At 40.7% G+C, this 26,535-nt stretch carries 26 protein-coding genes; 14 read left to right on the top strand and 12 right to left on the bottom strand.

Translation table 11 applies throughout. The features are described 5' to 3' along the window. Together panB and CH365_RS05040 are read left to right on the top strand one after the other, a co-directional pair. The gene (gene panB / locus CH365_RS05045; RefSeq protein WP_100767525.1) at nt 1-801 is read left to right on the top strand and encodes a 3-methyl-2-oxobutanoate hydroxymethyltransferase; all 801 of its coding nucleotides are present in this window, start codon (nt 1-3) and stop codon (nt 799-801) included. A gap of 103 nt (nt 802-904) precedes the next feature. Further along, complete coding sequence (locus CH365_RS05040; protein WP_100708092.1) at nt 905-2,047, top strand: N-acetylneuraminate synthase family protein; 1,143 nt, start codon at nt 905-907, stop codon at nt 2,045-2,047. Nucleotides 2,048-2,061: 14 nt separating this feature from the next. Here the strand turns inward: CH365_RS05040 and CH365_RS05035 are convergent, their stop codons facing one another. After that, nucleotides 2,062-2,409 carry an Hpt domain-containing protein gene (locus tag CH365_RS05035; RefSeq protein ID WP_100767524.1) on the bottom strand — a complete coding sequence of 116 codons (348 nt, stop codon included), beginning with the start codon at nt 2,407-2,409 and terminating at the stop codon, nt 2,062-2,064. Between the two features lie 153 nt (nt 2,410-2,562). Between CH365_RS05035 and lpxA the strand changes: the two genes are divergently transcribed. After that, nucleotides 2,563-3,342: an acyl-ACP--UDP-N-acetylglucosamine O-acyltransferase gene (lpxA, locus tag CH365_RS05030; RefSeq protein ID WP_100767523.1), complete on the top strand. Its 780-nt coding sequence runs from the start codon at nt 2,563-2,565 to the stop codon at nt 3,340-3,342. Nucleotides 3,343-3,385: 43 nt separating this feature from the next. Here the strand turns inward: lpxA and CH365_RS05025 are convergent, their stop codons facing one another. After that, nucleotides 3,386-4,150, bottom strand: coding sequence for a M15 family metallopeptidase (locus CH365_RS05025; RefSeq protein ID WP_100767522.1), 765 nt, complete (start codon nt 4,148-4,150; stop codon nt 3,386-3,388). Nucleotides 4,151-4,365: 215 nt separating this feature from the next. Here CH365_RS05025 and CH365_RS05020 point away from each other — a divergent pair, with 215 nt between their 5' ends. After that, nucleotides 4,366-4,704 carry a TIGR04452 family lipoprotein gene (locus CH365_RS05020; protein ID WP_100767859.1) on the top strand — a complete coding sequence of 113 codons (339 nt, stop codon included), beginning with the start codon at nt 4,366-4,368 and terminating at the stop codon, nt 4,702-4,704. Nucleotides 4,705-4,767: 63 nt separating this feature from the next. Here CH365_RS05020 and recG read toward each other — a convergent pair whose 3' ends face one another. From recG to CH365_RS04995, 5 genes are all read right to left on the bottom strand, one after another. Then, nucleotides 4,768-6,888 carry an ATP-dependent DNA helicase RecG gene (gene recG / locus CH365_RS05015; protein WP_100767521.1) on the bottom strand — a complete coding sequence of 707 codons (2,121 nt, stop codon included), beginning with the start codon at nt 6,886-6,888 and terminating at the stop codon, nt 4,768-4,770. Continuing rightward, a complete protein-coding gene (locus tag CH365_RS05010) occupies nt 6,869-7,264 on the bottom strand; it encodes a hypothetical protein (RefSeq protein WP_100767520.1) in 396 nt (131 codons plus the stop codon). Before CH365_RS05010 ends, recG begins: the two co-directional genes overlap by 20 nt. After that, on the bottom strand, nt 7,261-7,938 hold the full coding sequence (locus CH365_RS05005) for a hypothetical protein (protein ID WP_100767519.1): 678 nt from the start codon (nt 7,936-7,938) through the stop codon (nt 7,261-7,263). The genes CH365_RS05010 and CH365_RS05005 overlap by 4 nt, the downstream gene beginning before the upstream one ends. Before the next feature lie 4 nt (nt 7,939-7,942). Then, the gene (locus tag CH365_RS05000; protein WP_100767518.1) at nt 7,943-8,941 is read right to left on the bottom strand and encodes a metallophosphoesterase family protein; all 999 of its coding nucleotides are present in this window, start codon (nt 8,939-8,941) and stop codon (nt 7,943-7,945) included. Nucleotides 8,942-9,035: 94 nt separating this feature from the next. Continuing rightward, on the bottom strand, nt 9,036-9,728 hold the full coding sequence (locus tag CH365_RS04995) for a hypothetical protein (RefSeq protein WP_100767517.1): 693 nt from the start codon (nt 9,726-9,728) through the stop codon (nt 9,036-9,038). Between the two features lie 167 nt (nt 9,729-9,895). On the opposite strand from CH365_RS04995, the gene CH365_RS04990 reads away from it, so the two are divergent. From CH365_RS04990 to CH365_RS04970, 5 genes are all read left to right on the top strand, one after another. Continuing rightward, the gene (locus tag CH365_RS04990; protein ID WP_100767516.1) at nt 9,896-10,897 is read left to right on the top strand and encodes an NAD(P)H-dependent glycerol-3-phosphate dehydrogenase; all 1,002 of its coding nucleotides are present in this window, start codon (nt 9,896-9,898) and stop codon (nt 10,895-10,897) included. Between the two features lie 27 nt (nt 10,898-10,924). Continuing rightward, nucleotides 10,925-13,573 carry a tetratricopeptide repeat protein gene (locus tag CH365_RS04985; protein ID WP_100767515.1) on the top strand — a complete coding sequence of 883 codons (2,649 nt, stop codon included), beginning with the start codon at nt 10,925-10,927 and terminating at the stop codon, nt 13,571-13,573. 217 nt (nt 13,574-13,790) lie between these two features. Then, on the top strand, nt 13,791-15,119 hold the full coding sequence (locus CH365_RS04980; protein WP_100767514.1) for a hemolysin family protein: 1,329 nt from the start codon (nt 13,791-13,793) through the stop codon (nt 15,117-15,119). A 37-nt stretch (nt 15,120-15,156) separates the two neighbouring features. Further along, on the top strand, nt 15,157-15,696 hold the full coding sequence (locus tag CH365_RS04975; RefSeq protein WP_100767513.1) for a phosphopantothenoylcysteine decarboxylase: 540 nt from the start codon (nt 15,157-15,159) through the stop codon (nt 15,694-15,696). Between the two features lie 11 nt (nt 15,697-15,707). Continuing rightward, the gene (locus tag CH365_RS04970) at nt 15,708-16,394 is read left to right on the top strand and encodes a phosphopantothenoylcysteine decarboxylase domain-containing protein (RefSeq protein ID WP_100767512.1); all 687 of its coding nucleotides are present in this window, start codon (nt 15,708-15,710) and stop codon (nt 16,392-16,394) included. Here the strand turns inward: CH365_RS04970 and CH365_RS04965 are convergent. The 3 genes from CH365_RS04965 to CH365_RS04955 all read right to left on the bottom strand — a co-directional run bounded on the left by CH365_RS04965 (nt 16,387) and on the right by CH365_RS04955 (nt 18,470). Then, entirely contained in the window at nt 16,387-16,758 is a 372-nt protein-coding gene (locus tag CH365_RS04965; protein ID WP_100767511.1) for an STAS domain-containing protein, read from the bottom strand. The genes CH365_RS04970 and CH365_RS04965 overlap by 8 nt on opposite strands. A gap of 16 nt (nt 16,759-16,774) precedes the next feature. After that, nucleotides 16,775-17,104, bottom strand: a complete 330-nt coding sequence (locus tag CH365_RS04960; RefSeq protein WP_100767858.1) for a hypothetical protein — start codon at nt 17,102-17,104, stop codon at nt 16,775-16,777. A gap of 76 nt (nt 17,105-17,180) precedes the next feature. Beyond that, entirely contained in the window at nt 17,181-18,470 is a 1,290-nt protein-coding gene (locus tag CH365_RS04955; RefSeq protein ID WP_100767510.1) for a homoserine dehydrogenase, read from the bottom strand. Between the two features lie 203 nt (nt 18,471-18,673). On the opposite strand from CH365_RS04955, the gene CH365_RS04950 reads away from it, so the two are divergent. The 3 genes from CH365_RS04950 to CH365_RS04940 are packed head-to-tail and all read left to right on the top strand — an operon-like array spanning nt 18,674 to nt 22,713. Then, nucleotides 18,674-19,258: an LIC_10572 family protein gene (locus CH365_RS04950; protein ID WP_100767509.1), complete on the top strand. Its 585-nt coding sequence runs from the start codon at nt 18,674-18,676 to the stop codon at nt 19,256-19,258. Between the two features lie 15 nt (nt 19,259-19,273). Next, nucleotides 19,274-21,430, top strand: coding sequence for a HAMP domain-containing protein (locus tag CH365_RS04945; RefSeq protein WP_100767508.1), 2,157 nt, complete (start codon nt 19,274-19,276; stop codon nt 21,428-21,430). A gap of 14 nt (nt 21,431-21,444) precedes the next feature. After that, the gene (locus tag CH365_RS04940; RefSeq protein ID WP_100767507.1) at nt 21,445-22,713 is read left to right on the top strand and encodes an amidohydrolase family protein; all 1,269 of its coding nucleotides are present in this window, start codon (nt 21,445-21,447) and stop codon (nt 22,711-22,713) included. Here CH365_RS04940 and CH365_RS04935 read toward each other — a convergent pair. Further along, nucleotides 22,685-23,221 carry a methylated-DNA--[protein]-cysteine S-methyltransferase gene (locus CH365_RS04935; RefSeq protein WP_100767857.1) on the bottom strand — a complete coding sequence of 179 codons (537 nt, stop codon included), beginning with the start codon at nt 23,219-23,221 and terminating at the stop codon, nt 22,685-22,687. The genes CH365_RS04940 and CH365_RS04935 overlap by 29 nt on opposite strands. 175 nt (nt 23,222-23,396) lie before the next feature. On the opposite strand from CH365_RS04935, the gene CH365_RS04930 reads away from it, so the two are divergent. Next, complete coding sequence (locus CH365_RS04930) at nt 23,397-24,191, top strand: SDR family NAD(P)-dependent oxidoreductase (protein WP_100767506.1); 795 nt, start codon at nt 23,397-23,399, stop codon at nt 24,189-24,191. 1 nt (nt 24,192) lies between these two features. Continuing rightward, a complete protein-coding gene (locus CH365_RS04925; RefSeq protein ID WP_100767505.1) occupies nt 24,193-25,203 on the top strand; it encodes an LLM class flavin-dependent oxidoreductase in 1,011 nt (336 codons plus the stop codon). Nucleotides 25,204-25,273: 70 nt separating this feature from the next. Here CH365_RS04925 and CH365_RS04920 read toward each other — a convergent pair whose 3' ends face one another. After that, on the bottom strand, nt 25,274-26,455 hold the full coding sequence (locus CH365_RS04920) for an acetyl-CoA C-acetyltransferase (RefSeq protein ID WP_100767504.1): 1,182 nt from the start codon (nt 26,453-26,455) through the stop codon (nt 25,274-25,276). Nucleotides 26,456-26,535: the final 80 nt, after the last annotated feature.

Raw genomic sequence — 26,535 nt, 5'->3', positions numbered from 1 at the left:
ATGAGAGATGTTAGCAAAGTATTTCCTAGAGGACCGAAACCCGTAGAAAAAAAAATCACAGTATTAACCTGCTATGATTTTATGTTCGCTCGAATTTTAGAAGATTCCGGCGTAGATTGTATTCTCGTTGGGGACACTCTTGGCGTAGTCTACCAAGGCCAGCCGACCACCTTGCCGGTTACCTTGGACGAGATGATCTATCATGCAAAGGCCGTTAGAAGAGGGGCTCCGAACACATTTGTAGTAGTGGACCTTCCATTTCTAAGCTATCAGGTTTCTTTAGAAGAAGGAATCCGATCTGCAGGAAAGGTAATGAAAGAAAGTGGATGTGACGCTGTAAAATTCGAGGGTGGCGGTCCGGAGATTCTGGAACTTATCTATAAATTGGAAAGAATAGGTATACCTGTTATGGGACATATAGGCCTTACCCCTCAATCCGTGAACGTTTTCGGAGGACATAAAATCCAAGGAAAAGCAGAACAAGATAAGGCCAGATTGATAAGCGAAGCAAAAGGGATCTCCGATGCCGGAGCCTTCTCCATTGTTTTCGAGTTAATACCCTCTACTCTTGCTAAAGAAATTTCCGAATCTGTCCCAATTCCTACGATAGGGATAGGAGCGGGAGCGGCGACCGATGGACAGGTGCTGGTAATTTACGATTTTCTTGGATTGAATAAGGGCTTTAAGCCTAAGTTCTTAAAAACTTTCCTGAATGGATACGACGATGTCTCTGGCGCAGTCAAAAATTATATTCAGGAAGTGAGAAATGGAAGTTTTCCGGGGCCGGAACATTCTCATTAAACTCTTTTCTCTGCGGATTTCTTGACGTTCCGTGTATGAAGTAAAGGCTGGAGAGAGAATCAATCCCGATTGTAAAATCGAACAAAGATAGGACGGAAGATACGTGGACATAGTCGAACTGGAGAAGGGATATCCGGAAACCGAAGCAAAAATAAAGGCTTTGGCCTCCGAATGTGGGAACGCCACCGAGATCATTCGCGGAGCGGTCGTATCCGATACCATTCATTTTATCGGGGATACCCGTAAGATCTCCGACAAGGAAGGTTATGTGAAAGAACTTCCTGGTGTGACTAGAATTTGGAACGTATCATTGCCTTATAAAAATATCGCACGCACTGCTGCCGGTAAAAACGGAGAAGTGGTCCATCGCGAAAACCGAATTGTAGAAGTTCATGGAAAAGACGGATTAGTTCGTAAGTTCGGAACAGGGAAACATATTTTTCTAGTTGGTCCAGATTCTCCTCAGACTTATGAGCAAACTGTTACTATCGCAAAACAAGCGGTAGAGATCGGTAAAAAATTCGGGATCTTGGATCGTATCATCTTTAGAGGTGGAGCATTCAAACCTAGAACTCGTCCGACTGATTGGAGAGGAATGGGTTGGGACGGAATCAAATTACTCGATAGAGTAAAAGAAGAAACCGGCCTTCCTTATGTAACCGAAGTTATGGACCATACCATGGCGGAAGAAGTTTCCAAACATGCGGACATGATCCAGATCGGAACAAGAAATGCTCAAGACTTCGAACTCTTAGAAGCGGTAGGTCGTACGGGCAAACCTGTCATCTTAAAAAGAGGTTTCGGTAACGAAGCTATCGAATGGTTCTCTGCTGCAGAATATATTGCTAATCAAGGAAATTTGAATATTGTTCTTTGTGAAAGAGGAGTGAAAACTCTTTTCATCAAGGAAGGATATTGCCGTAATACTCCGGACCTGAACGTGATTACTCACGCTAAGAACCAGACAATTCTTCCTGTGATCTTCGACCCAAGCCATGTTGCTGGAGATGATAAGATCGTGGTTTCCAATTTGCTGGCTTCTCTTCCATTCAACCCGGATGGGTCCATTACGGAAACCTTACATGTTGAGGAGTTCCGTAAAGAACAGATGTGTGATGCGGCTCAGGCACTTCTCATGTCTCTATACGAAAAAACGGTAGAAGCTATTTTAACCTATGAGGAAAAAATTAAACCTCTAACAGATAAGGTAGATTCTTATTTTTTGGAACGTAAGGGAAAAAAATAAGTCCGAGGTCGGGCCTATTCCGGAAATTTGGGAGCTAATTCTTTTTTGGTTTGCTCCCAAAGGCTCGGAAGTTCCTGGCAAAGGGCCAAACAGGCCTCTAAGTTTCCTTCCTTCAATTTTAGTTCAGCCTCTGTAACATTCTTTTGAACTCCGGCGAGTCCGAAATTTGCGGCGACACCTTTTGTCTGGTGTAATTCTGCCTGGAGTTCTACGCTTTTCTTTTCGTCAGTGAAGGTTTTGATATTCTCTAAACGACTGTTCATGTTCTTGCGTAAGGAACGTACCATTTCTTCCAGCCAGATAATATCATCTTCATCATCGCCTTGTTTTAGGGAATCTAGACGAGACCAATCCACCAACATAGAATTCTCCTTCCCGAACCGCGTTTGGTATTTAGATCCGGCTTCCAAAATTCGACGAAGCCCTGAGCCCTTTACCGACCCCAATTATTTATAGCTTGAATAAAAAATCCACGTCGATTTTCGTATTATGGAAGATTTAAGAGGCGAAACTTAATGAAAATTCACCCAACAGCCATCGTTGATTCGAAAGCGGAATTACACGAATCCGTCGAAGTCGGTGCGTATACAATTATAGAAAAAGATGTGGTAATCGGCGAAGGAACCGTAATCGAAACCGGAGCCCGAATTTTCGCAGGTACTAAATTAGGTAAATTCAACAAAGTACATCATGGAGCGGTAATCGGAGTAGGTCCTCAGGATCTAGGTTTTGATCCTAGCACTCCTAGCAAAACGATCATCGGAGATAATAATACTTTTAAGGAATATTCCAATATTCACAAGGGAACTAAGGTGGATTCTCCCACTATTATCGGAAATAGAAACTACGTAATGGGGAATGCCCATGTAGGCCATGACTGTATTTTAGGAGATGATAATATTCTAACTCACGGTCTCGTCTTGGCAGGACATGTTACGGTTGGTAATAAAGCATTTATCTCTGGTTTAGTTGCGGTTCACCAATTTTGTTTTGTGGGCGATTATGCGATGATAGCAGGTTGTTCTAAAGTAGTTCAGGATGTTCCTCCTTTTGCTACTGCTGACGGAAACCCTTGTACGATCATCGGTTTAAATACTGTGGGTCTGAAAAGAGGCGGATTTTCTCCTGAGACAAGATCGGCGATTAAGAACGCATACAAGGTGATTTATCATTCAGGTCTAAATTATAGAACTGCTTTGGACCAACTGGAAAAGGAATCAGGTCATCCTCCTGAAGTTCTTCAGATCATTAAGTTCTTTAGGAACAGTGATCGTGGAGTCATGAACCACAGATAATTAAAAGTTCTGCGTGTTGGAACTCCAACACGCATTCTTATATTCACTCGATTCTGGCACAGTCCGGATTGATAGAAGTCACGTATTCCAGGGGTAGGTCTCCTAAAAAGTCGGATCCTTGGAATTTCCCTTTAAAATTTAATTTTCCCTTTTTATAGGCATCCACCCAGGCTCTTTGGAATTTGTTGGAGAGCGGAGCGTAAGACCAATGCCATTTCTCTTCATTATAACCTTTTCCACCTCTTTCCGATTTGGCTGAATAAGGCTGGCAGAATCCGAATTTATGAGCATTCTTCTTCATCCAATGATAGAATGTTTCCCCTTTTCCTCCTTTATCAAAGTAAGAATTTTCCAAAGCATTGATATCCATGTCTGTTCCCCAGTGATGGCGGGAAGTGCCGGGAGCGCTCGAAAATTCTAAAATTAAAGAAATAATCTCAGAAGGAGTTTTGCCTTTTACAGATTCTCTCATCTTCTTCTTTCCCGAATACTTATCTTCCCAAATGGATTTTTGATCCGAAAAAGACCTATGAGCAGAAATTAGAAACGGCTCTTGCCTTTCTTGGGGATTGTCTTTTTTATATTCTTGTTTCAATTTTAAGAAAGCGGCCTTGGCTTCTTTTCTTAAGAAGAACTGTCTTGTATCTCCAGGATTTGTAAAGGACACGAGAGCTTTTTCTTTAGGAAAATCTCCGATCAGGTAAGAAGTTTCCGAGACTCCCTGATAGGTTTCGTCTGTCGTTTGGGAGTTTAGGGAGAAGATACCAAAAATCAGAACTAGTACTAAACATCGGAATAGGAATAGCATAATTCCATATTCTTCTTTGCCGACTTGGGGAAAAGGGATTTTCTAATGATCCAAATCCCTTTAAAGACACAAATGTTACTACAGAAATTTCTGGGACTTTATGACAAACCCCTGCCTTGAAATCCGGAAATTTGTATTGCATTACCTAGGAAATTCGGTTGAAGTTAAGCTCTAATTGGAAATTTTTTGTAAAAAACAAATTGGGAGAACCCTGGATGAAAAAAATCATCACTCTTCTTCTGCCTCTGGTATTAACGTTCAATTGTGTTCTGTTCGATGCAGTCGGCTTATCCTATCCGGATACCGTTGATGGAAAAGAAGCAAAAAGTATCATTTTGACAAGTGCAGTTATTGGATCCGCAGTAAGCGGCTTTGAAGTTCTTTCTATTCTTGCTCCTCAATTAGCAAAAGTAGAAGAAGATAAATACTATAATAAATCGGATGTGGACGATTGCGCAAATGAGGCGTTGATTATCAACTTGCTGACTGTGGATCTCGGAGGATTTACCTGCGATTTGAATCCTAGAGCGACAATCATTCCGTTTATCTATTAATTCTTTAGAACGAGATATGTTTTTTGGTCGGTTGAAATTTCGGCCGGCCGGGAAACATTTTTATTAATTCGAAAATAACAAAGCGCCTTCCGAAAATCTAGAAACGATTTCCGATTTTTCCAGATCTCCTAAATTCCCGAACTGAGCTGCATCTTCTCTCGAAATCTCAATCCATTGACTGTCTTCTCGTAAGTCAGCGATCTTAAAGTCTGGCAGTCCACTTTGTCTTACCCCAAGCAATTCTCCTGGGCCTCTTAATTTCAAGTCCGCTTCCGATAAGAAGAATCCATCGTCGGAGTCTACTAAGGCCTGTATTCTATATCTTGCTTCTTCCGTAATTTTGGAGTCTGAAATTAAGATACAAAAACTCTCGTGTTTTCCCCGGCCTACACGCCCTCTCAACTGATGAAGCTGAGAGATCCCGAATCTATCCGAATGTTCAATGACCATCACGGAAGCATTCGGAACATCCACTCCAACCTCTATTACAGTAGTACTTACTAAGATATTGATCTCGTTTTGCTGGAACAATTTCATGATCCGGTCTTTTTCAGAAGTTTCCATTTTTCCGTGGAGAAGTCCCACTTTGAATTCCGGAAAAACATCTTTTCTTAATGTTTCATAAGCTTCTATACAAGATTTCAGATCCGATTTTTCGGATTCTTCTACCAATGGGTAAACTATATAACATTGTCTTCCTTGAGAGACGTACTTTTGGATGGATTTATAAACTCCAGATCTTTTGCTTTCGGTAAACCATAAGGTCTTGATCGGTATTCTTCCGGCTGGACGATTTTTTAAAGTCACTAATTCCAAATCACCGTATAGAGTGAGACAAAGTGTTCTTGGAATAGGAGTTGCTGTCATAGCAAGAATGTCCGGATTTTTTCCTTTGGCTCTTAATGTTTCTCTTTGTTCCACTCCGAACTTATGCTGTTCGTCTATAATGGCAAGCCCCAGATCTTTGAAAGTCACATCTTCCTGGAAAACGCTATGAGTTCCTATGATAAAGAGAGATTCTCCAGTTTTGATTCTGAATATTTTTTCTGCCCTGGTCTTTTTGGGCTCTTTTCCGACCAAAAGTTCTATTCGTAAGAAAGGCATATTGCCTAAAAAGTTCATTACGGTTTGGTAATGTTGTCTGGCCAAAATTTCGGTAGGAGCCACCATACAAACCTGGACCTGATTGTCCGTGTATTTGAGGGCAGTCAAAAGTGCCACAAGGGTTTTTCCGGACCCCACATCTCCTTGTAATAGGATTGCAGCAGGAGTGTCCGACTTGGTCCATTCTGAAATTTTTGTCAGGCTTTCTTTCTGATCCGGGGTCAACTCGAAAGGCAGATTTTTGATCAGATCGTTTGCGGTTTTGGATTCAGGAAGAGGCCAAAGAACTCTAGGTATTTTTGCTCTTTGAGAACGTTTGTAATCTATCAGAAGATTAAAATAATATAATTCTTCGTATTTAAATCTGGTCCTTGCTCTTCCCAATTGTTCGTCTTCTGTGGGAAAATGGATCTCATTATAAGCCTGAGCTCGATCCATAAGATTTCTTTTTTTGACCACTTGAGCCGGAAGAATTTCCTGGATTCTACCTTCCAAAAGTTTTAATGCAAAATGGATAAGTTTCCGGAGCTCCCTGGAGTTAAGATGTTCATCTCTCATGGCTTCGGTTGTAGGATAAAGTGGAATGATCCGTCCTGTATGGATACTCTCCGGAAGATCGTCTTCCGAAATGTCGGAATTTCCACCGTAAGATAGAACTTCGTAATCCGGATGCATGAGTTGGAATCCTCTGAAATATTCCAACTTGCCGGTAACAGCCACAAGAATCCCAGGTTGAAAAACCCTACGGAAAAATTGGATCCCTCTAAAAAAGACTAAACTGATCGGTTCGTTGTTTTTTGTTTTTGCAGAAACTACCAGTCTGGATTTTTTTCCATGAGCTAGATAAGAATCGATCACCTCCAGAATTAAGGTAACCGATTCTCCCTGCTTGAGAAGTATGTTCTCCGTTAAGTTTCGATCTAAGTATCTACGAGGAAACCATCCTAAAAGATCTTGAATGGTTTTGATCCCAACGGATTCCAAAACCTCCTGCTTTTTAGGACCAACACCTTTTACTACTCCGATGGAGCTAGTTAGGGAAATATTAGAATTTTTTTTATCAGAGACCGAGTTCTTCATCCTGGACTGGTTTCGGTTGAGGAGAATTTTGCACCATTTCCTCTGGAGCCGAACTCGAATCATCCAATCCTAGGTAACAATAACGGCAACCATAAATCCGAGCTTGTCGTTTTGCTCCAGGTGTTGCGGGCTCAAAAAGTACTGCGTATAAATATTCATTCTTATCCAAGAACCGACCACATACAGGGCAAAGTCTAGGGCGAGGAAGATTCGGATCCCAATTTCCACCATATACTTTTCTGGGATTTCCATACTCGTTATCTTTAGGTCGTTTGGACGCTTTTTTATCCAAACGTTTTGTATCTACCGTATATAATACGTGGAAGAATATCGCAGCCGCAGCCAAACAAGCGACTAAGGTGAGAAAAGTGATCATTGTTTTAGATAATCCTTTATTTTCTCCGCCATAGAGCCCGGCAATTTAATTCCCTTATCTGCTAATCTTCCGGCGTACTTATGGAAAGAGTAAGTATGTTGGGAAGACTTGATTATACCTTCGAAACATTCTTCTAACGATTCGGAAATTTTTTCCCAAAGAGGAAGATTCTCCGAGATCATGTTTTCGTATTTATGAAGAAGCCTACGATTCACCCCTCTACAAATGGATCTATAAAAACAAAAACGGATGAGTAAGGCAGAATCTGCATTCTTATCTTTTATATCTTTTTCCAATTGGTTCAGATTGATAGAGTCCACGATCTCTAATTTATATGCCTGAGAGTTATGTTCAAAGGTAACCAGATTTAGGAACATATGCTTGAACAGGGAAATTTTATAACAATTTTCCAGTCCACATTCTCCCATTTTACCTTCTTCACATCTGGTATACATTACAATGTCTGTGTCGGAATCACTTGTGGCCTGGCCGAAATTTAAGGAACCCAGGATATCGAATGCTACTTCGTCTCCGCCGTAGTTGATGAGTTTATTAAATTTTTTGAAATCTTCTATTCTTTCTCTGGATACTCCGGTCTCGTGAGATCTGAAAAACTTTTTCAAACCTACGAATTTTTGTATATTGGAGTTCGAACTGAGTTTAGGAAGAGTCATAAAGCTATCGGATAAAATCTTCCGCCGATACTTCCGAATCGCTGCTTACATGGACAAGCCCTAACTTGTCTCCAGAGCAATCGACCTCTAAAAGTTGGCGAATTGAGTGATCCGATAGTCTATTCAATTTTACTTTTTTTACAAGATCCTTTTCTAATTCTATTTCCGAGAAGAAGCCTCCGGGTTGAAATCCGAAAACCGAATCCACCGGCCCAAAATTAGAAGGATTCAAAAACACTGTTTTTCCTTTTTTTACGATCCCTTGGTCTTCGTGAACATGACCGGAGACCACTAAAGAAGGGGTATAATCATCTAAATATCTTCTAATCCCTTGGGAACCTACATGTCCAAAACTTGGGATTTTATCTAAGAATCCATACGCAGGATTATGGATTACAACTATGTCCGGATTTTCTTCCTTAAAGAAATCTTCGGGTTCGCTATAATTTTTTCCGTTACGATTGTATTCGTGGAATTTAACCGCTAATTTTTCGGGAATACCCGAAGTGATGACAGGAGCTCCACCGTAACCTGCAAATTTTAATCCTTCCATATCGAAGGTCTTTCTATGCAGGTCTCTTTCATATAACGCGGAGTATTGAAGATCTATATCATAATTTCCCGGTAGTAACCAGACAGGTGCTTTCGCATATTTTTGGATGATGATCTCGATGAGTTCGTATTTTTCCTTCATCGTTTTTGCGGCTTGGTGGAATAATCTTCTGTAATCGTGGGATTTTTCTACCACGTTAGGTTGGTATTTCTCCGGAAAACGTACCGCTCTTGTCGCATAATCGTAAGGATTGATATCTTCTTTGATATCATCCATGATCCGATACATGTCCTCTTGGAGTGTTACAAATTCGATGATACGTTCTGGGTTGAAAAAGGCTTTGTAGATTATATCGCCGGAGAAAAGGTACAAGTCGCATTCGGTTCCTAGTAGGACTTCTTTCAATCCTCTGAGTCCGTCGTGGATATCGGTGAGGTAAATGATCCTCATTTGGACTTATCCTAAATTATATGTTAAACGACTTAAAGCCGTTTGACCCTTTCTATACTGATTCTTGAAAAACCCGCGATAATGTCCAATCTTTCTAATCCCTCCACAGCATGAGCATACTGTCCTCGTTCTCCGAAATCGGTTCTATTCTCAGATAGTCCGGACCAAAAAAATCCAATAGCGGTTTTAAAATCGTATTGGAACGCACGAATAAGAATACATTTCCTTTTTCGGGGATTACTTTTTGGACGGTGACAGCTCCTGCCACTTCCGGAATTTCCGCTAAAAAATAATTTAAGTCGACTCGGATCTCATTTCCTATATCCGTAAGGGATAGTATTTCCGGAATTTCTTCGACGATCTCTTCTAAAATTAATTTTCGATGGAATTTGAAAACTTTGGAAAAAATTCGTATCGGATCGATTGACCTTGGGTTATGATCGTAGAGCCTAAATGCTTCGATCTTAAACACAACTCTGTTTCCGTCTACCTTCACGGGTCGTAAAGAGAGTTTGTACCTGATATGATTCGTTCTTAAAATTTTGGACCAGGCCAGTCCTTGGATAGAGTAATGTCCGGAAAGGTATAAAACACCCCGACCGGAATCCATCACTAGGGACTCCAGATCTTCCGTACCTTCTACCACTTTTTTTTGCAGAACCTTATTCAAAGAATGAAGTAAAACGGCGATCCTGTAATTGCTTCTTAAGGCTTTTTCTTCGAAGGAATTTTTTCCCGTCAGAAAATCTAAAAGATTGAATCCCGAAAGTTTCCGCAAATCGAGCATGGAAGAACAAAGTTAATCCTCCGGATTTGGTCGGTAAACTTCATTTCTATTTTATGCCAAAATAAGAATGCAAAGGCCTTCCTATTTCCGTTCTTTTTTTTCTTGCCGTTTAGGCTTTCCAGGTCAGGATCATCACTCCCTAGGGTTAGTCGGGGAAAGGGTATCTCATGCAAATCGGCGTTATCGGATCTGGAAGTTTTGGTTCTTCTTTAGGTGTGTTACTGGCGGACAAAGGTTATGAGGTTACCATTTGGGGAAGGAACTCTGGACTGATCCAAGAGATTAACGAGAACCATCGGAACGAAAAATATCTACCGGGCATAGATCTTCCTAAAAATTTAAAAGGAAGCACAAGTTTAGAAGAAGCCGTCCGCGACAAAGACATGATCGTTTCTGCTCCTCCTTCTCATGCAATCACTGATATTTTAAAAGAGATTAAATCCTTCCTTCCTGAAAAGGCACCTATTGTTTCCGCAAGTAAAGGAATAGAAAATGGAAGTCTCAGGCTGGTTTCCGAAATTTTCGAAGCGGAACTTCCCGGTAAATTTCACAGTAGATTATCTTATCTTTCCGGACCTAGTTTTGCAAAAGAATTAGTCAAACGTGTACCTACGATTGTGAGTATCGCTTCTAAAAACGAAGCAACAGCAAGAAAGGTACAGGAAATATTCAGTTTCACTTATTTTAGGACCTATTGGACACCCGATGTGGTAGGAGTAGAAGTAGGCGGCTCCTTAAAAAATGTGATCGCGATTGCTGCAGGAGTTTCCGACGGATTAGGATTCGGGCAGAATACAAGAGCCGCTTTAATCACTAGAGGACTAACGGAGATTTCCAGACTTGGAGTTAAATTGGGTGCTGACCCTCTTACTTTTTTAGGACCATCCGGAATGGGAGATTTGATCTTAACCTGTTGTGGAGATGCTTCCAGAAATAGGACTGTTGGTTTTAGATTGGGAAAAGGAGAAAGTCTGGAATCTATCCTGGGCGGCATGGTAGAAGTTGCAGAAGGCGTAAAAACCGCAAAAAGTGGATTCGAATTATCCCAGAAATTAGGCATAGAAATGGCCATCACCACCGAGGTGTATAAAATGCTTTACGAGCATAAGAATCCCAAGGAGGTTGTTAGAGATTTAATGGGCCGTGACTTAAAAAGAGAAGGTCTATAAACCGGACTTAAATCGCGATCGATTCCCTTGCAAAATGCAATTTTAAATATTCGTAAAATAGGCGGCATTGGCCTAATTTTAAAGTATATTCCATTTTTATTAATTTCATTCTGTTCTTTTTGTACATCTCTTTCCGCACAGACCCGTAATGACTACGGTTGGACCGGTTCTCCGGGTAATTTTTATCTTTTGATGGATGGCAAAAACGTTCTTACAAAAGAAACTGATTTTAATTCTTTTCCGGAAGGCCTGAATCCAGTCCAAAAATCAGAGTTTGCACTTTTAGCCGGAGAGTATTTACTTCTCAATAAAGATTCCGGGAAATTTTCCAATCTGATCAATACTATCCGAAAGGAAAAAGATCTAGGTTTTGCAGAAGTTCTTCTACTTTATTTCCAGGATATCTACTTTTCCAAAAAAACGAACGGGGAAAATTTTCTAAAAGTTTGGAATCCTCCTGCAGGAGATACTTATCAAAAGGAGTTAGTAGAATCGACGCGTAACGTTCTTCTCTATAAAAAACCTGCAGATAAAATCAAATGTTCTCCTAAAAAACAATATTATTCACTTTGTAGAACACTTCGTCTCGGAAGTTATATGGCGGATTTCAAACTTTCGGATCCGAACCATGATCGGGAATATACAAATCTACAGAGGATACTTTCTCCTTTTCCCGGAGTTACTGATCCGGAGGAGAAGGAGCTAAAACATATTCCTTTTTTATCTAATTTTCTCCCAAATATTGCGGATTATCTTTCCGAGTTAGGATTTGCAAGAGATGCGATCCAATTTTCTAAAATAGGAATTGTATCCGAAAATCTGGGCGGAAGAATGCTCTCTCATTCTTATGAAAAATTAGCATATTACTACTTGGTAGATGGGGATCCGAATTCCGCCGAAAAAGTTTTAAAGTATATTATTGAGAGACAAGGGGAGATGGCTCCCACTTATAAAAATTCATTATATCTAAAGTTAGGAACTCTTGCCTATTTGCAAGGTGAACCTACAAGAGCTTTGGAATATTATTTGAATTTGGATTTTTTACATTGGTCTACTAAGATACTTCATCCATTTTTAGGAGAACCTATTCCGATCAATAGTGCTCGCGACTTGGTGTCCGTCGCTGTTTGGAAATCCAAAAATTCTCATAAAGCAGTGGATGCTTTGCAGTCGGTCAGTACTCCTAAAAATCTAACGGAAGATGATCTATTTACTAAATTAAGAATTATTCAAATACTTTCGGAAGACGAACCCGAAGTAGCTTCCAAACTTGCCATGGACTTAAGTTTTCTAGCGCAAAGTAAGGGATGGAGAAGGGTAGAATATTCTGCCACATTGCTCCACGGGTTTTTGCAGTTAAAAACCAATAATCTCAGGAAAGCAATCATTGAGTTCACCAAAGCCGGCGGAATTTTAAAAGAAGATCCTTCTTATAAAGAGGAATGGATCCGCTTGAATGGATTATTTCTTTCTCATAAGGAATCTTCTAACTTAAGAGGAGTGAAAAGTTTCTTAGACCAAGCTCTTAAAATTTCTGCTTCCGGTATTACGGACGATAAAACTTTCGAGATCAAAAATTATCTCCCTCCTTCTTTCGGAAGCAAAAGTTTAGAGAACTCTGCCATTGATTTTTATACCAGACACGGTTATACGAATGATCTACTTTCTTTTATGATTCATTACGAGGAAAATTCGGAACTTCAAGAAGATGATTCTCCTCCGGATATTGCGATCCTTAAGACCCATATTAGAATTTCTAGATATAAAGGCTTTTATCCTCCTGGAAGAGAACCTTGGAAATCCGCTTGGTCCGAAATGAGAACCAAGGAATTTTCTCGGATTAGGGAAGAATCGGATCCTCTCAGAAATGCAAATTTCAAAAAGTTAACTCATCCGCTTATTGCTGTTTTTGTGAAAGATAAGAGAGTATTTCTATTTCATAAAGACGGCGATTCTTCCGAGCTGGAAGCAAGAGAATTGAATACGGATAATCCTTCCAGTTATACTGCTCAATCTGCTCTAAGAAATACGATGGAATCTTTTTCCAAAAAGGACAAAATTCAAATTTATCTGAATTCACCTGGAGTAGAAGCGGCAGAATATCTGAGAAAGGAATTCCCTGATTCTGAGATTAAATTATTTTTAAGATTCGATAAAAGAGAGGAATCAGATTCTGCTAAAAAAGTATTCGGTCCTGCTTGTGAGAATCTTTTCCCTAAAAACCTTCCGGAAGGGGAAGGTCATTTGGGTTGGCAATCCTTTCCATTACAATATTATGATGGATCTAAATTACTCCAAGGGAAGTCTGCGTTACTTGTTTGGAATATGAAAGTGACTTCTAAATCTCCTAATGGTCTTAGGGATTATGAATGGTCTTGTGGATCCGATTCTATATCTTTCAGAAAAGCAAAACGTAGATTGGATTTTAGAAATTTACCGGACAGGATTGCATTCACTAAGGATTCTCTTAATGGTTCCGGTTGGGGAGATAAATCCGAAGATTTTCTGGACTGGGCTAGATTCTGGTTATCCGCCGGAACTTCTCGCCTTTATTTTGTTAAATATTGGAATCCTGAGTCGGAATCCGACATAAATTTATTAGAAAGACTCGCAAATGAAAATGGGGACCCGAACCTGAATTCTAGAGTCCTAAAAATGGTCCGAAACGCTGAGTAACCCGTTTAAACCGGGTCCGGTAAAAGGGGAAATTTTCATTTTTTCGGCTCCAAAACACTCGACAATGCATCGTTTTTCAGGGATGGTATCACAGATAGATGGACCCCGACAGTAGAAGCCGGATTTTTCCGGACCATAGCCATATTTTTCCCACCTTGTTTTATTCTTTCGATCTAGCAATCTGCCTAAATCTTACATTCGGAAGATCTTGCCGTTAATGGACGTGATTGGATTTTTCGTAATTCTTCTTCTTATTTTTGCAAACGGATTTTTCGTGTCCGCAGAATTTGCCCTGGTCTCGATCAGACCTTCTCGTTTGGAAGAATTGATCAGAGACGGCAGACCTATGGCGGCTCTCACTAAAAAAGCGGCCAGCATGTTGAACGATATGCTCTCTGTCTGTCAGGTGGGGATCACAATTGCAAGTTTACTTTTAGGTTGGGTGGGAGAAGGTTATCTGTCCAGTTGGATAGAGCCTATTTTTCATTACGCAGGTTATCCTGATTCCGATTTAACGGTCCATGGGGTGGCAGTTGCGATCTCGTTTGCATTGATCACATTTTTGCATATTCTTTTGGGAGAACTTCTTCCTAAAACTGTTGCTATTCAAAAAACGGAAACCTTGGCCTTGGTAACAAGCGCCCCTATATTCTTCTTTTATTATTTATTTTTCCCTATTACGTTTTTCTTAAATGGAATGACTTCTTTTATTTTGAAAAGAATCGGGTTTAAGGAAGACTCTCATCGTATCATCCATTCCCCAGAGGAATTGATGATCCTGATTCAGGAGCAGAATAAACAGGGAAATATAGACCAGGAAGAATTTCAGATCATCCAAAACACTTTCCAGTTCTCCGAACATTTGGCAAAGGATGTGATGACTCATCGACTCAGTATTGTGGGGATTCCTGCAGACAGTCAAATGGATGGAGTTCTTTCTATCATCGCAGAACATCATTTTTCCAGATATCCTGTGTATGATGGAACTACTGATAATATAGTAGGGATTATCCACGTTCAGGCGTATCTCGCATGGCTTTCCGAATCTAAACGGAACAAAAAAGCGAAAGTAACTACAATCATGCAATCTCCTATCGTGGTTCCGGAAGGTATGTCGATAGAAAAGGTCCTTCAGAAGTTGCGGCTCGCAAAACAACATATGGCGATCGTGATCGATGAGTACGGTGGGGTTTCGGGATTACTTACTATGGAAGATATAGTGGAAGAAGTTTTCGGCGAGATCCGGGACGAAACCGACGATCATGAAACGGATGCTGTTCCATCACATTCTCCTGATGCATTCGATATTGACGGAGAAACCGAGCTCGACGAACTAAAAGAGATCCTAACAGGCATCGAAGAAGAAGAGCTAAACGATATTCGTACCATCGCAGGTTTTATTTTAGAGAAGTTAGAAGATATGCCCAAAGAAGGGACCGAAGTTGCGATTCCTGAAGGTAAGCTGACCGTAGAAAAAATGGATGGGAACAAGATCATGACCGTTCGTTTTACGAGGCTTTCTGCTCCTTCTTCTTTTGCGATTTAAGTTGTAAATCTGATCGAATGGTTCTGAATCTGTAAGTATGGACAAAAAGGATATTTTGATCGCGGTCAGCGGAAGTATCGCAGCCTTTAGAGCCTGCGAACTGGTGCGTAATCTTACCAAAGAAGGTTATCCTGTTTCCGTGATCATGACGGAAAATGCCACCAAGTTTATAGGTCCGATCACGTTCGAGGCTCTTACCGGTAAAAAAGTCCAGGTAGATGAGTATGAGCATGGAATGGCTCATATTGATGCAAGGAATCGCGCGGCGGTGATCGCAGTGGTCCCGGCTACTGCAAATATTATTGCAAAAATGGCTAACGGAATTGCGGACGATCTTGTAACTTCTACCTATCTTGCTGCGAAATGTCCTGTATTAGTTGCTCCAGCAATGAATCCAAATATGTTCACTCATCCTGCCACACAAAGAAATCTTGCACGTTTGAAAGAAGACGGAGTGATCATCTTAGATCCTCAGGAAGGAGTAGTGGTTTGTGGTGACGAAGGTTACGGCAAACTTGCCGATGTTCCGGTAATGCAAAAAAGGATTCTGGAATTATATCTAAAAACTTCTCATTAAGATGTTTTATCTTGGGTAAATATTCAAAAATCATAATAACTTCGGGACCCACTAGAGAGTGGATCGACCCTGTACGTTTTATCTCAAATGCTTCCTCCGGAAAAATGGGATATTGTTTGGCCCAAGAAGCGACTCACTTAGTGAAAGATATTGTTTATATCCGAGGATTGACTGAACCAAAGTATTCAGAACCTAAAGGTGCAAGAATTATAAAGGTAGAAACGACTCTCGAGATGAGGGATGCTGTTCTGAAAGAAGTGGATTCTTCTTCCATTCTAATTATGGCTGCTGCCCCTGCGGACTTTCGCCCTAAAAATGCGAATGAATCCAAAATAAAAAAAGAAGAAGGTAGTGATACCTTAGTTCTGGAACTGATTAAAAACCCTGATATACTCGTTTCCGTTCACGAAAAGATCCATACCCAAAATCTGAAAGATATTCTGCGTATAGGCTTCTCCGCAGAGACCGATTTATTGGACCAAAATGCGCTTGGTAAACTTAGGAAGAAAAATCTGGATTTTATCGTAGGCAATTATGTAGGTAAAGACTCTAAGGGTTTCGGTGATTTAGATACCAGTGTGATTGTTTATGGAAAAGAAGGTTCCAAAAAGGAAATTGGTCCCGCTTCTAAGGAGACAATTGCCAAAGGAATTTTAGAATATTTGGATATTCTTTCTAAACAAGAAAGTATTATTTAAAGACTGCTTTGGCCTCGTCCAGGGTGTGATAGATCGCCACTTTTTTAGGTAATTCCATCAATCGGATCACATTCTCTAAGAAGTGATTTAAACCTCCGATCACGATCTTTCCGTTATGCTGGTCTACGGTTTTGATCAGGGTTAAAAGTGTCGCAACACCAACACTATTGATATATTCCAAAGATGAAAGGTCCAAGATGATCTCATAGATTCCTTCGTCGAAAACGAAATTGATCTTTCTGGAAATTTCGAAAGCGTTTGAGTTCGTCACTTTTCCATTCATGATGACGACTAGAACTTCTTTGTCCCCGACAGAGTCTTTTTTAGTTTCTATGTATAGACCTTCGAATTCCGTTTTTGCCATTTTGTCCCGATCCGCGTTAAAGAATCATTGTTCCGTCTTTGATGGTGGCTGTCAATTCCGTCCATCCGGAGACTTCTTCCGATTTGGAATCCGTTTTTGCGGACCCACGAAAAAGTATCCTAAGTTGCCCCTTCTCTTCGATTTCGCCTTCTAAGTCCAGATAGATCCTTCTGTGATCTTTCTTTCTTTGAAAAGTTATTTTCGATCCACTTTGGAGCAAATCCCAATAGGATGCGATTGTTCCGAAGGTGATTAGACGAGAATTTCCGTCAATATCCAAAAATAAATCCAAATGTGATTCCCCGAACCCTTCATGTAAGGACAATGTGCAGGGAAATTCGCTCATAATTTTATAGTCCGTCCCATAATTCATGTTATCGATAACTATTTGATCCCGGGCTTCAAGAGCCTGGGACAGGCTCTTACAATTTGTCTTCCAACCGGATAGCAACAGAGGGTTCTAAAACCACTTCGGACGTATCTATCCTACCTAAAGATGCAGAAATCGAAGCTTCCACACAAGGATGTGTGACCACTACAACTTCTGCAGGTTCCTTTTCCGATTCGTTTTGACGGACAGAAGAAATAGATACCCCGTTTGTTCCCAAATCTTTCGCAATTTCCGCCAAAACTCCAGGTTGATCCAAGGTATTAAATCTCAGATAATATCTGGCTTCTGTTTGGTTGGCTTCCGATATGGATGCTTTTGGAAATCTGTTCTTTTCCATCGGAAGATTTTTGCCACGTCTTGAGCCGTAATAGATCAGATCCGAAACCACTGCAGAAGCAGTAGGCAAAGCGCCTGCGCCCTTTCCTACGATCAAACCCGGGCCCGCAAATGCTGTTTTATAATACACTGCATTAGTTTCGTTCATCACGCTTGCGAATGCGTGGTGTTTTGGGATCATTACCGGTTGGACTCTAGCTTCTACCTTGCCGTCCAATTTTCTTACAAGACCGAGTAACTTTATTCTATAACCCAGGTCTGAAGCAAATGCGATATCGAGTCGTGTAATCTTTGTTATACCTTCGACGACTATGTTTTGTAGAGGAATTTTTTCTCCGAAGGCCAGGGATCCTAAAATGCTGATCTTATGAGCGGTATCAATACCTTCTACGTCGAAGCTTGGATCTGCTTCTGCAAATCCCTTTTCCTGAGCGAGTTTTAGAGCTTCTTTATAATCTAACCCTTCTGTTTCCATTTTAGAAAGAATAAAGTTAGTTGTTCCGTTTAAGATCCCATAAAGTCCGAGGATCTTATCTCCTGCCAGACAATTCCGTATTGCTCGAATGATCGGAATAGAACCTCCCACAGAAGCTTCGAATCCAATTTCGGTATGATTTTCTTCTGCAGTTCTATAGATGATCTCTCCTTTTTCGGAAAGAAGCGCCTTATTAGCTGTGATTACGGTCTGTTTGGATTGCAAAGCTCCCAATACGATCTCTTCGGAGATTGTTGTACCACCTACAAGTTCGATGATCGTATCGATTTCAGGGTTTCCCACCACTTGTTTGTAATCGTCTGTTATTTTTACTTTAGAAAATAATTTCGAAATAGGGGCGATTTTTGAGGGGGTTCGGGTACAAATCGTATGTACATTTAAGGATATACCGTATTCTTTTTCGAATCTTGCGGATTCTTCCGAAAGAATTTTAAGAACTCCTGAGCCGACTGTACCTGCACCAATTAATCCGATTCGAATCGTCTGCATTCTGGGACAATCCTTTCGGCTATACTGGAAACATTCGACCTTTTTTAAGTATGACTAGGGGCTTTCCTTTCAAGCTGGCGGTTTTTTCTTTACTAAATGAGCTAGTCTTGGTAGAGATTCTTTTACGGACGATTTTAAAATTCGTCTAGGGCCTTTTAGAGTAAATAGGTCCAAATCCATCGACTGAAAGGATAACCCACTTTATGGCGAACCGTCGTAAGCCTCCCCGCAAAACTTCCGGGAATAAAAAACAAGAATCTTCCCATAAACACCCAGGTGCAGGAAACCGCGGTCATCAGCAGAAAAAAAGACCGGATCATGGTCGTTCGAATCGCCACCAACAGCATACCGTAGCTACTAAAATTTCAGAAACGATGAAAGAACTTCCGATGAAGGCTCCTCAACCCGGAGGAAGTTCGGGTACTCTCGTAAAAGTTATTGGATTTCTCGCAGCCGCATTGATCGTATTTTTCGGATATTTTATCGTTCAGGAATATTTAGATAAGACTCCTGTTTATGGAAAACATGGTTGGGACGAAGAAGCAGGATCTCCTGTAGCTTGGGAAGATGCAGTTCGTTATTGTTCTTCCAGAAGAAAGAGACTTCCTGATAAAGAAGAGCTTAAAACATTCTCCAAAAGGGCAGATAAAAAGATCAAAACTATCGGACTGTTTTGGTCTACAAGTGCGGCTGGAGACAAAGGGGACTATATGACCGTAAACTTGAGCAGTGGAGATTTTTCTCCAAGTCCCAGCACAAACAAATTCGCAGTCATTTGTGTGAAATGATGTAATCCATTCATCATGGCTGTTTTAACTTTTTCCAGCGTCAGTTATCTTACCGGATTTCTTCTCTCCGGGCTCTGCGCTTTTTTTCTTCTAGTTAGAAAGGAAAAGTATGAAACAACTCTTCATCTAGGCTGGGTATTCCTATATTGCGCGTTACTCGAGCTTTCCTTTTTACTTGGGACTTCTTTTTTCCATCCTCTTTCTTTCTTACATAGATGGGTTTCTTTACCTTCCGCATTTTTGCTTTGCGCCCATCTTTGTTTATATTTTTTCCAGCTGAATTCGCAAGCCTCAGAAAAGACTGGAAGGATCTTATTAGGCGCAGGGTACTTTCTGGCCTTAAGCATTTTGGTCCTTCATATAGTTGGAACAATATTCGCTAAACCTGTTTACGATTTCGGCGGAGGTGTCTTCGACGTAATCCATAGGGCCGATGAGAGAGTTATATTTTGGTTCGGGATTCTTTATGTTTCTGTAATATTACTCTTCGGGGTTTGGAGAGGTTTTCAAGCCCATAGATCCGATATACAGTTGATGGCTCTTTCTCTCTGGGTACCTTTTTTACTTCTTCTCGGCACTACTATACTTTTTCATCTGAAGGAGATTGCTTATCCTATAGATAGATCCATCGGACTTTCTTTTTGGAATCCAATCTTTTTGACTGCATTGTTTTTGGCCTGGCTGATCCACTTAAGAGCCTCCGGAGAAGCCTTCAGTCTTAGATCTCCCATTCTACTCGGGATCGTATTATTAATATTATTCGTGTTCCAAGGAAGTAGTTGGCTTTTCTTACAACCCGGATTGGAATCTTTTAACGAAACGGTTAAGGAAAGATTAAAGGCTCAGGATTTGTCACCTGATTCTTATTTGCTTTCCGTGCAAGATAACGACGGTTTTGTCCTGACCGCTTCCGGAGGATTAGAAACTTCTTTTTTTGCGGAATCTAAAAGAGATTTGATCCTTTCCTTTATTTGGAATAATCCTTCTTCTTTGAATAAGGAATTTCCTTCTTATGCAAAGGTTGCGGAATCTTTGAAAGGTTCCGATAAATATTCTGAAAATTTAATTAACTTTTCGAAAAGTTTGGAGAAGGTCCGTAAAAAGATCAGAAATCTCCCTCCTAAAGATATTCGCGATGGGATCTTGGAACAAATATCTCCTGACGGCAAAGAGGAGAAGTTCGCTTTATTCTTAAAAATACTTTCCGGTTCAGTGAAAAACTCTTCTGCAGAAGGAGAGGCATTGCGCAGTTTTGCGTTGGACCAAATGAGAGAATTGATCCCTGAAGGAGAACCTCGTTTCAGAAGGATCCCAGGACTCGTAATGGGAGAATATTATTATTCCGTAATCCAAAAATCTCCCGGTAAAACCCAGATAAAAGAGATCGGTATCCCGTATCAGGAATTTTTGGCTTTTGAGACAGGATTACTGAAAAAACCGGTACTTGCGTTTTTAGTTTGTCTTCTTCTTTTTTCCATAGCGATCAATTCGTTTTTCTCCTTCTTTGTGATCCATCCTTTGGATAGATTGTATTCCGCATTGGAGCTTGCTACCGAAGGAGATCTGCAAAGAGAGTTACATCCGGAAGCTTGGGATGAGATCGGTAGTTTAGCGGATCAATTTAATAGAATGATCCAATCCATTCGAACGGAAGAAGGTTCCGAATCTTCTTCTTTTAGTCGGAGCGAAGCTGGGCCCAGATCGAGTGGCGGAATTTCTTCCTGGAAAGAAATTTCGGATCGGATCAAAAAAACCAGTTCAGTTTCGGAATTGAGAAAATTCCTTTCCGATCTACAAGGAAGCCAAGATTCACATCCGGTTCGTTCAAAGCTGATCTTAAAATTAGGTTTGAAGATCAAAGATTACCAAACTGCGTATATGGCGGCCCGGGAATTGAGAGAGATGGGAATTGTAAAAGATCCGGAGATGCTTTTTATCCTGTCTTATTGTGCTAAAAAAACCGGGGATATCCAAGAGGCCATCCGTTTGTCGGAAGAATTGAGATCAATTTCCGAGGGACATACTCAAAACAATCTGCATTTGGCGGATATGTATTATCATACGGATCGTTTGGATGAGGCTAGGAATCTTGCAGTCCAGATCCGTAAAGAGCAGGGACCTTCTGCGGCAGTTACAAAACTTTTGAATGCGATAGAAAAAAAAGGCGCCTGAGATATACTGGGCTAATGGCTGCTCAGATTCGAAAAATTTCGGGAAAATTCCAAAACTCCAAAGGATCTTTTATGGGGACGGTGGAGCTGGATCCGAAAACCGGCCTTATACTTTCCATTCAAAAAGACAAAATATTACAATCTTCTAATGCAGAAGAGCTTGTATTCGATCCTGAAAAATTTGTAATCTTTTCCGGCTTCGGCGATATTCACGTACATGCAAGAGAAGACGAATCGGGAAAACACAAATATAAGGAAGATTTTTTATCTGCAGGAAATGCTGCGATTAACGGAGGTGTAATCCATATCGCGGACATGCCAAATAATCCGATCCCTCCTACTGACGATATTACTTATTCTAAAAAAAGAGAACTCGCGGATCATTCTCCTGTTCGGATCACTTTGTATGCGGGCATAGGTCCTCATACAAAACCTCTAAAAGCTCATGTTCCTTACAAGGCGTTCATGGGTCCTTCTATTGGAGAATTATTCTTTTATTCAAACGAGCAGTTGGAAGAGACGATTCGCCATTACAAAGGTTGTAATGTTAGCTTTCATTGTGAAGATCCTGAAATTTTAGAAAAGAGCCAGAATGAAACGTATCATGAAGATAGAAGGCCCGCTATTGCCGAAACTTTAGCTACGGACTTTGCACTCTATCTAATCGAAAAATATGAGCTCGTTGGAAAGTTATGCCATTATTCTACGGAAGAAGGTTTAAAGAAGATCATCGAAGCTAGAAAAAGGGGGGTCAAAGTAAAATGTGAAGTAACCCCTACTCATCTCTATTTTGATCGAACCATGCTTACGGATGAAAATCGTCATTGGTTTCAGATGAATCCACCTCTAAGAGGACCGGAAGACAAAGTGGCTCTACTCCAAGGAGTAAAAGAAGGTTGGATCGACTTTTTAGCTACGGATCATGCTCCTCATTCTATAGAGGAAAAACTAAAAGGAACATCCGGTATTTCTCAACTGGATACTTATTCTTTATTTGTAACTTGGTTGCATAAGACGGCAGGAATTTCTTTGGAAAAAATTTCGGAGATATGTGCAGAAAACCCGGGAGATTTTGTAGCTGAGTTTTTGCCGAAAGAATACGGAAAAGGTTTCGGAAAAATTGAAGAAGGTTACTGCGGAAGTTTTACAGTTCTGGATTTTAATACTCCAACTACATTCAAAAAAGAAGATATAAAAAGTAAAAGTGGTTGGTCTCCATTCGAAGGGGTTACATTTCCCGGGAGTATAATATCCGTCATTCATCTCGGAAAAAAGGTAAGGTAGGAGAATCAGAGAATTTTTGCTCTAATTCGAGCAGGAATTTTTTTCTCCAGAGCCCTCCGCCATATCCTGTTAGATCTCCACTTTTTCCTACGATCCTATGACATGGGATCAGAATAGCGATCCGATTTTCTCCGTTCGCTTTTGCTACTGCACGGACCGCATTTTTGTCTCCGATCCGGATCGCCTGAGCCTCATAAGAATTTGTCTTTCCGTAAACAACGGAATGTAAAGCTTCCCAAGCCTTTTTCTGAAATTCAGTACCTAAAACTACAAGAGGGATATCGAAATCTTTTCTTTTACCTTCGAAATATTCCTTAAGCTGATCTTCTAATTGGTGGAAAAATCTACTTTCCCCCGGTTGGATATCTTCACCGAAAACTTTTTTCAGCCGAGTAAGTTGGAGTTCCAATCTCTCTTTTTCGGTGAATTCCAAAAGGCAGATACCTTCTTCCACCGCACCTGCGAGAAGTATTCCTAAAGGGGATTGGATTTCTTTACTGAAGATCATTTGTTTGGCTAAGTATAAAAGATTTTTTGAATTTAGCACAACCCGAAAATTGTTGTAAAATATCTTACTATTGATCTTAAGATTTAATCTGAAGCCGACCTAAGACCAAGTCATGGACCAAAACCGTTTTTGCCTAGTCTTGCGTTAGCTTCGTCTAAGTAATGGAAAACAATACATGGATACTCAACTCAAAGATAAAATCGCATTAGTCACCGGATCAACCGCCGGAATCGGACTCGCAATCGCCACAGGCCTAGCAGCAGAAGGAGCCCAGGTAATTATAAACGGAAGAACCAAAGCAAGAGTAGAAGAAGCAATCTCTACCATTCACAAAAAAATCCCCAAAGCAAATCTCCTCGGAATCGAGGCGGATTTTTCTAACAAAGAAGAAGTAAACAAAATCGCATCAAAATTTCCTAATGTTGATATTCTTGTGAATAATGTTGGGATCTTTGAACCTAAAGATTTTGTAGAGATCCCAGACGAAGATTGGATCCGATTTTTCGAAGTGAATGTTCTGAGTGGAGTCAGACTTTCCAGAGCTTATCTACCTTCTATGCTCAAAAAAAATTGGGGGAGGATCTTATTTATATCCAGTGAATCCGGAATTCAGATCCCGAATGAAATGATCCATTATGGAGTTACAAAAAGTGCTCAGATTTCTTTAGGCAGAGGAATTGCTGAACTTACAAAAGGAACCAATGTTACTGTAAATTCTATTCTCCCAGGACCAACTCGTTCCGAAGGTGTAGAAGGATTTTTAGAAGATCTTGCAAAACAACAAAATGTTTCTACTTCAACCGTAGAAAAAGAATTTTTCAAAAACGCGAGACCTACCTCTCTTTTACAAAGATTCGCAACAGTAGAAGAAGTCGCAAATCTTGCAGTTTATCTTTCTTCTCCACTTTCCTCCGCAACGAATGGTGCTGCACTCCGAGTGGATGGGGGTGTGGTCAAGTCTGCATTCTGATATGATCCGATTAAGTGTTTTAGATCAGTCTCCGATCCGCAAAGGTGGGACCGCATTTCAGGCGGTCCAAGAGACGATCGAACTTGCGAAGCTTACCGATAGATTGGGTTATCACAGATATTGGGTTTCAGAACATCATAATATTCTGGGACTGGCCGGGTCTTCTCCTGAAGTTTTGATTTCTCATCTTGCCGGCGAAACGAAAGGGATCCGTATGGGTTCCGGCGGGATCATGCTTCCAAATCATAGCTCTCTTAAGGTGGCCGAAAATTTTAGGATGCTCGAAACTCTTTTTCCAGGAAGGATAGATCTTGGACTCGGTAGGGCACCCGGTGGAGATCGACTAACGGCTGCTATACTAAATCCTTCTAACAGTTTTGTTCAGAATGATTTTATCCAACAATTGATGGATTTACGAGATTTTTTGACGGATAATGCAGAGCCCGATTCCATTCAGGAGAAAGTAAAAGCGATCCCGGTTGCGGAAACCTGTCCTGAACTTTGGATATTAACTTCGAGTGGAGAAAGTGCTTTGATTGCGGCTCATTTCGGGATGGCTCTTTCTTTTGCCCAGTTTATCAATCCTACCGGAGGATTTGCGAGTATCAAGGCTTACAAGGAAAGATTCCAACCTTCTGCAGGCCTTCCAACTCCTCAAGCAAGCGTTGGTATTTTTGTGTTATGTGCGGATACAAAAGAGAAGGCAGAAGAACTACAGGCTGTAATGGACAGACAACTTTTAAATATTGAAAAAGGAATTAGCGAAGGTATACTTTCTTATGAGGAAATTAAACCGTACGTGTATTCGGATATGGAAAGGGTCAGGTTACTACATAATCGGGGAAGAATGATTGTGGGCACTCCTGATACGGTCAAAAAAAGGATTTTCGATCTGACCCAAGAATATGGAATAGATGAAGTAGTGGTTTCTACTATCACGTACGATTTTAAAGATAGGGTTCGTTCTTACGAACTTTTGGCAGAAACTTTCGAATTGGAAAAAAGATTATAAAAGCGTAAACTAGGGAAGTGAGAACTGGACTAGGTCCTGCAAACCAAAGCGGGACCTAGTCTTTTTATTATTAGGCTTCTGGGTTTTCCAGAATAAGGGCGATCCCTTGACCTCCGCCGATACAAAGAGAAGCGACTCCGTATTTTGCCTTTCTTCTTCTAAGTTCATAAGCCAAAGTGATGGTCACTCTCGCGCCACTTGCTCCGAGTGGATGTCCGATTGCGACCGCTCCACCGTTTACATTAGTGATCTCAGGATTTAAGCCCAATTCCTTTTGGACTGCAAGATACTGAGCTGCAAATGCTTCGTTTACTTCTACAAGGCTCATGTCCGAAAGTTTTAAGCCCGCTTTTTTCAATGCGATAGGAATTGCTAATGCAGGTCCGATTCCCATTTTCGCAGGATCACATCCTGCATGTCCATATCCTCTAATGATCGCTAAAGGTTTTTTACCTATCTTTTTTGCGTAAGAAGCTGAGGTAATAATAGTCGCCGCAGCTCCATCATTCAGACCGGATGCATTTCCCGCGGTGACAGTTCCGCCGTCCCTAAATGCAGGTCTTAAGCCTGAAAGTTTTTCGATAGAAGCTGCACCTTTAATAAATTCATCTTTTTCTAATGTAACCGGTTTTTTTCCGCCAACGGTTACAGCGAGAATTTCTTCTTTTAGTCTACCTTCTACCGTAGCTTTCTCTGCTCTTGTTTGAGAAATTCCAGCCCATTCATCTTGTTCTGCTCTACTGATCTTATATTGATCAGCAAGATTTTCTGCAGTAGCTCCCATGATGAGACCAACATATTGGTCGGTTAATCCTTGCTCTAATGAATCCTCGAATTCAGCAGAACCATATTTAATTCCCCATCTTGCGTTACGCACAACATAAGGTGCATTGCTCATGGATTCGGATCCACCTGCAAGAACCGCTTCAGATTCTCCCAAGTAGATTTTTTTAGCTGCTTGTATGATTGCTTCCATTCCGGAACCGCAAAGCCTGTTCAAGGTCAAAGCTGGAACTGTGATAGGTAATCCGGTTTTGAGTCCTATATGTCTTGCTAAGTAGATAGCCTCTTTTCCGGTGGGTACCACGTTTCCGAAAATAGACTCACCTATATCGGAAGGACTCACTCCTGTTCTTTCCAACAAGGATTTAGAAACTAATACTCCTAAATCCACTGCGCTTACGTCTTTTAATGTTCCGCCGAAATTTCCGAAAGGGGTGCGGATTCCGTCCAACAAAACTGCTTCTTCCATTTTTCCAGTCCTATAAATATTAACATTACGCAGTCATTAACTGCAGATCAATACGGTGTACTACCATTCCATTTTACGTC

Source organism: Leptospira neocaledonica (assembly GCF_002812205.1).
GTDB classification, from domain to species: Bacteria; Spirochaetota; Leptospiria; order Leptospirales; family Leptospiraceae; genus Leptospira_B; species Leptospira_B neocaledonica.
Note: the sequence above shows the minus strand (reverse complement) of the source record. Positions and strands in the feature narration are given on the sequence as shown.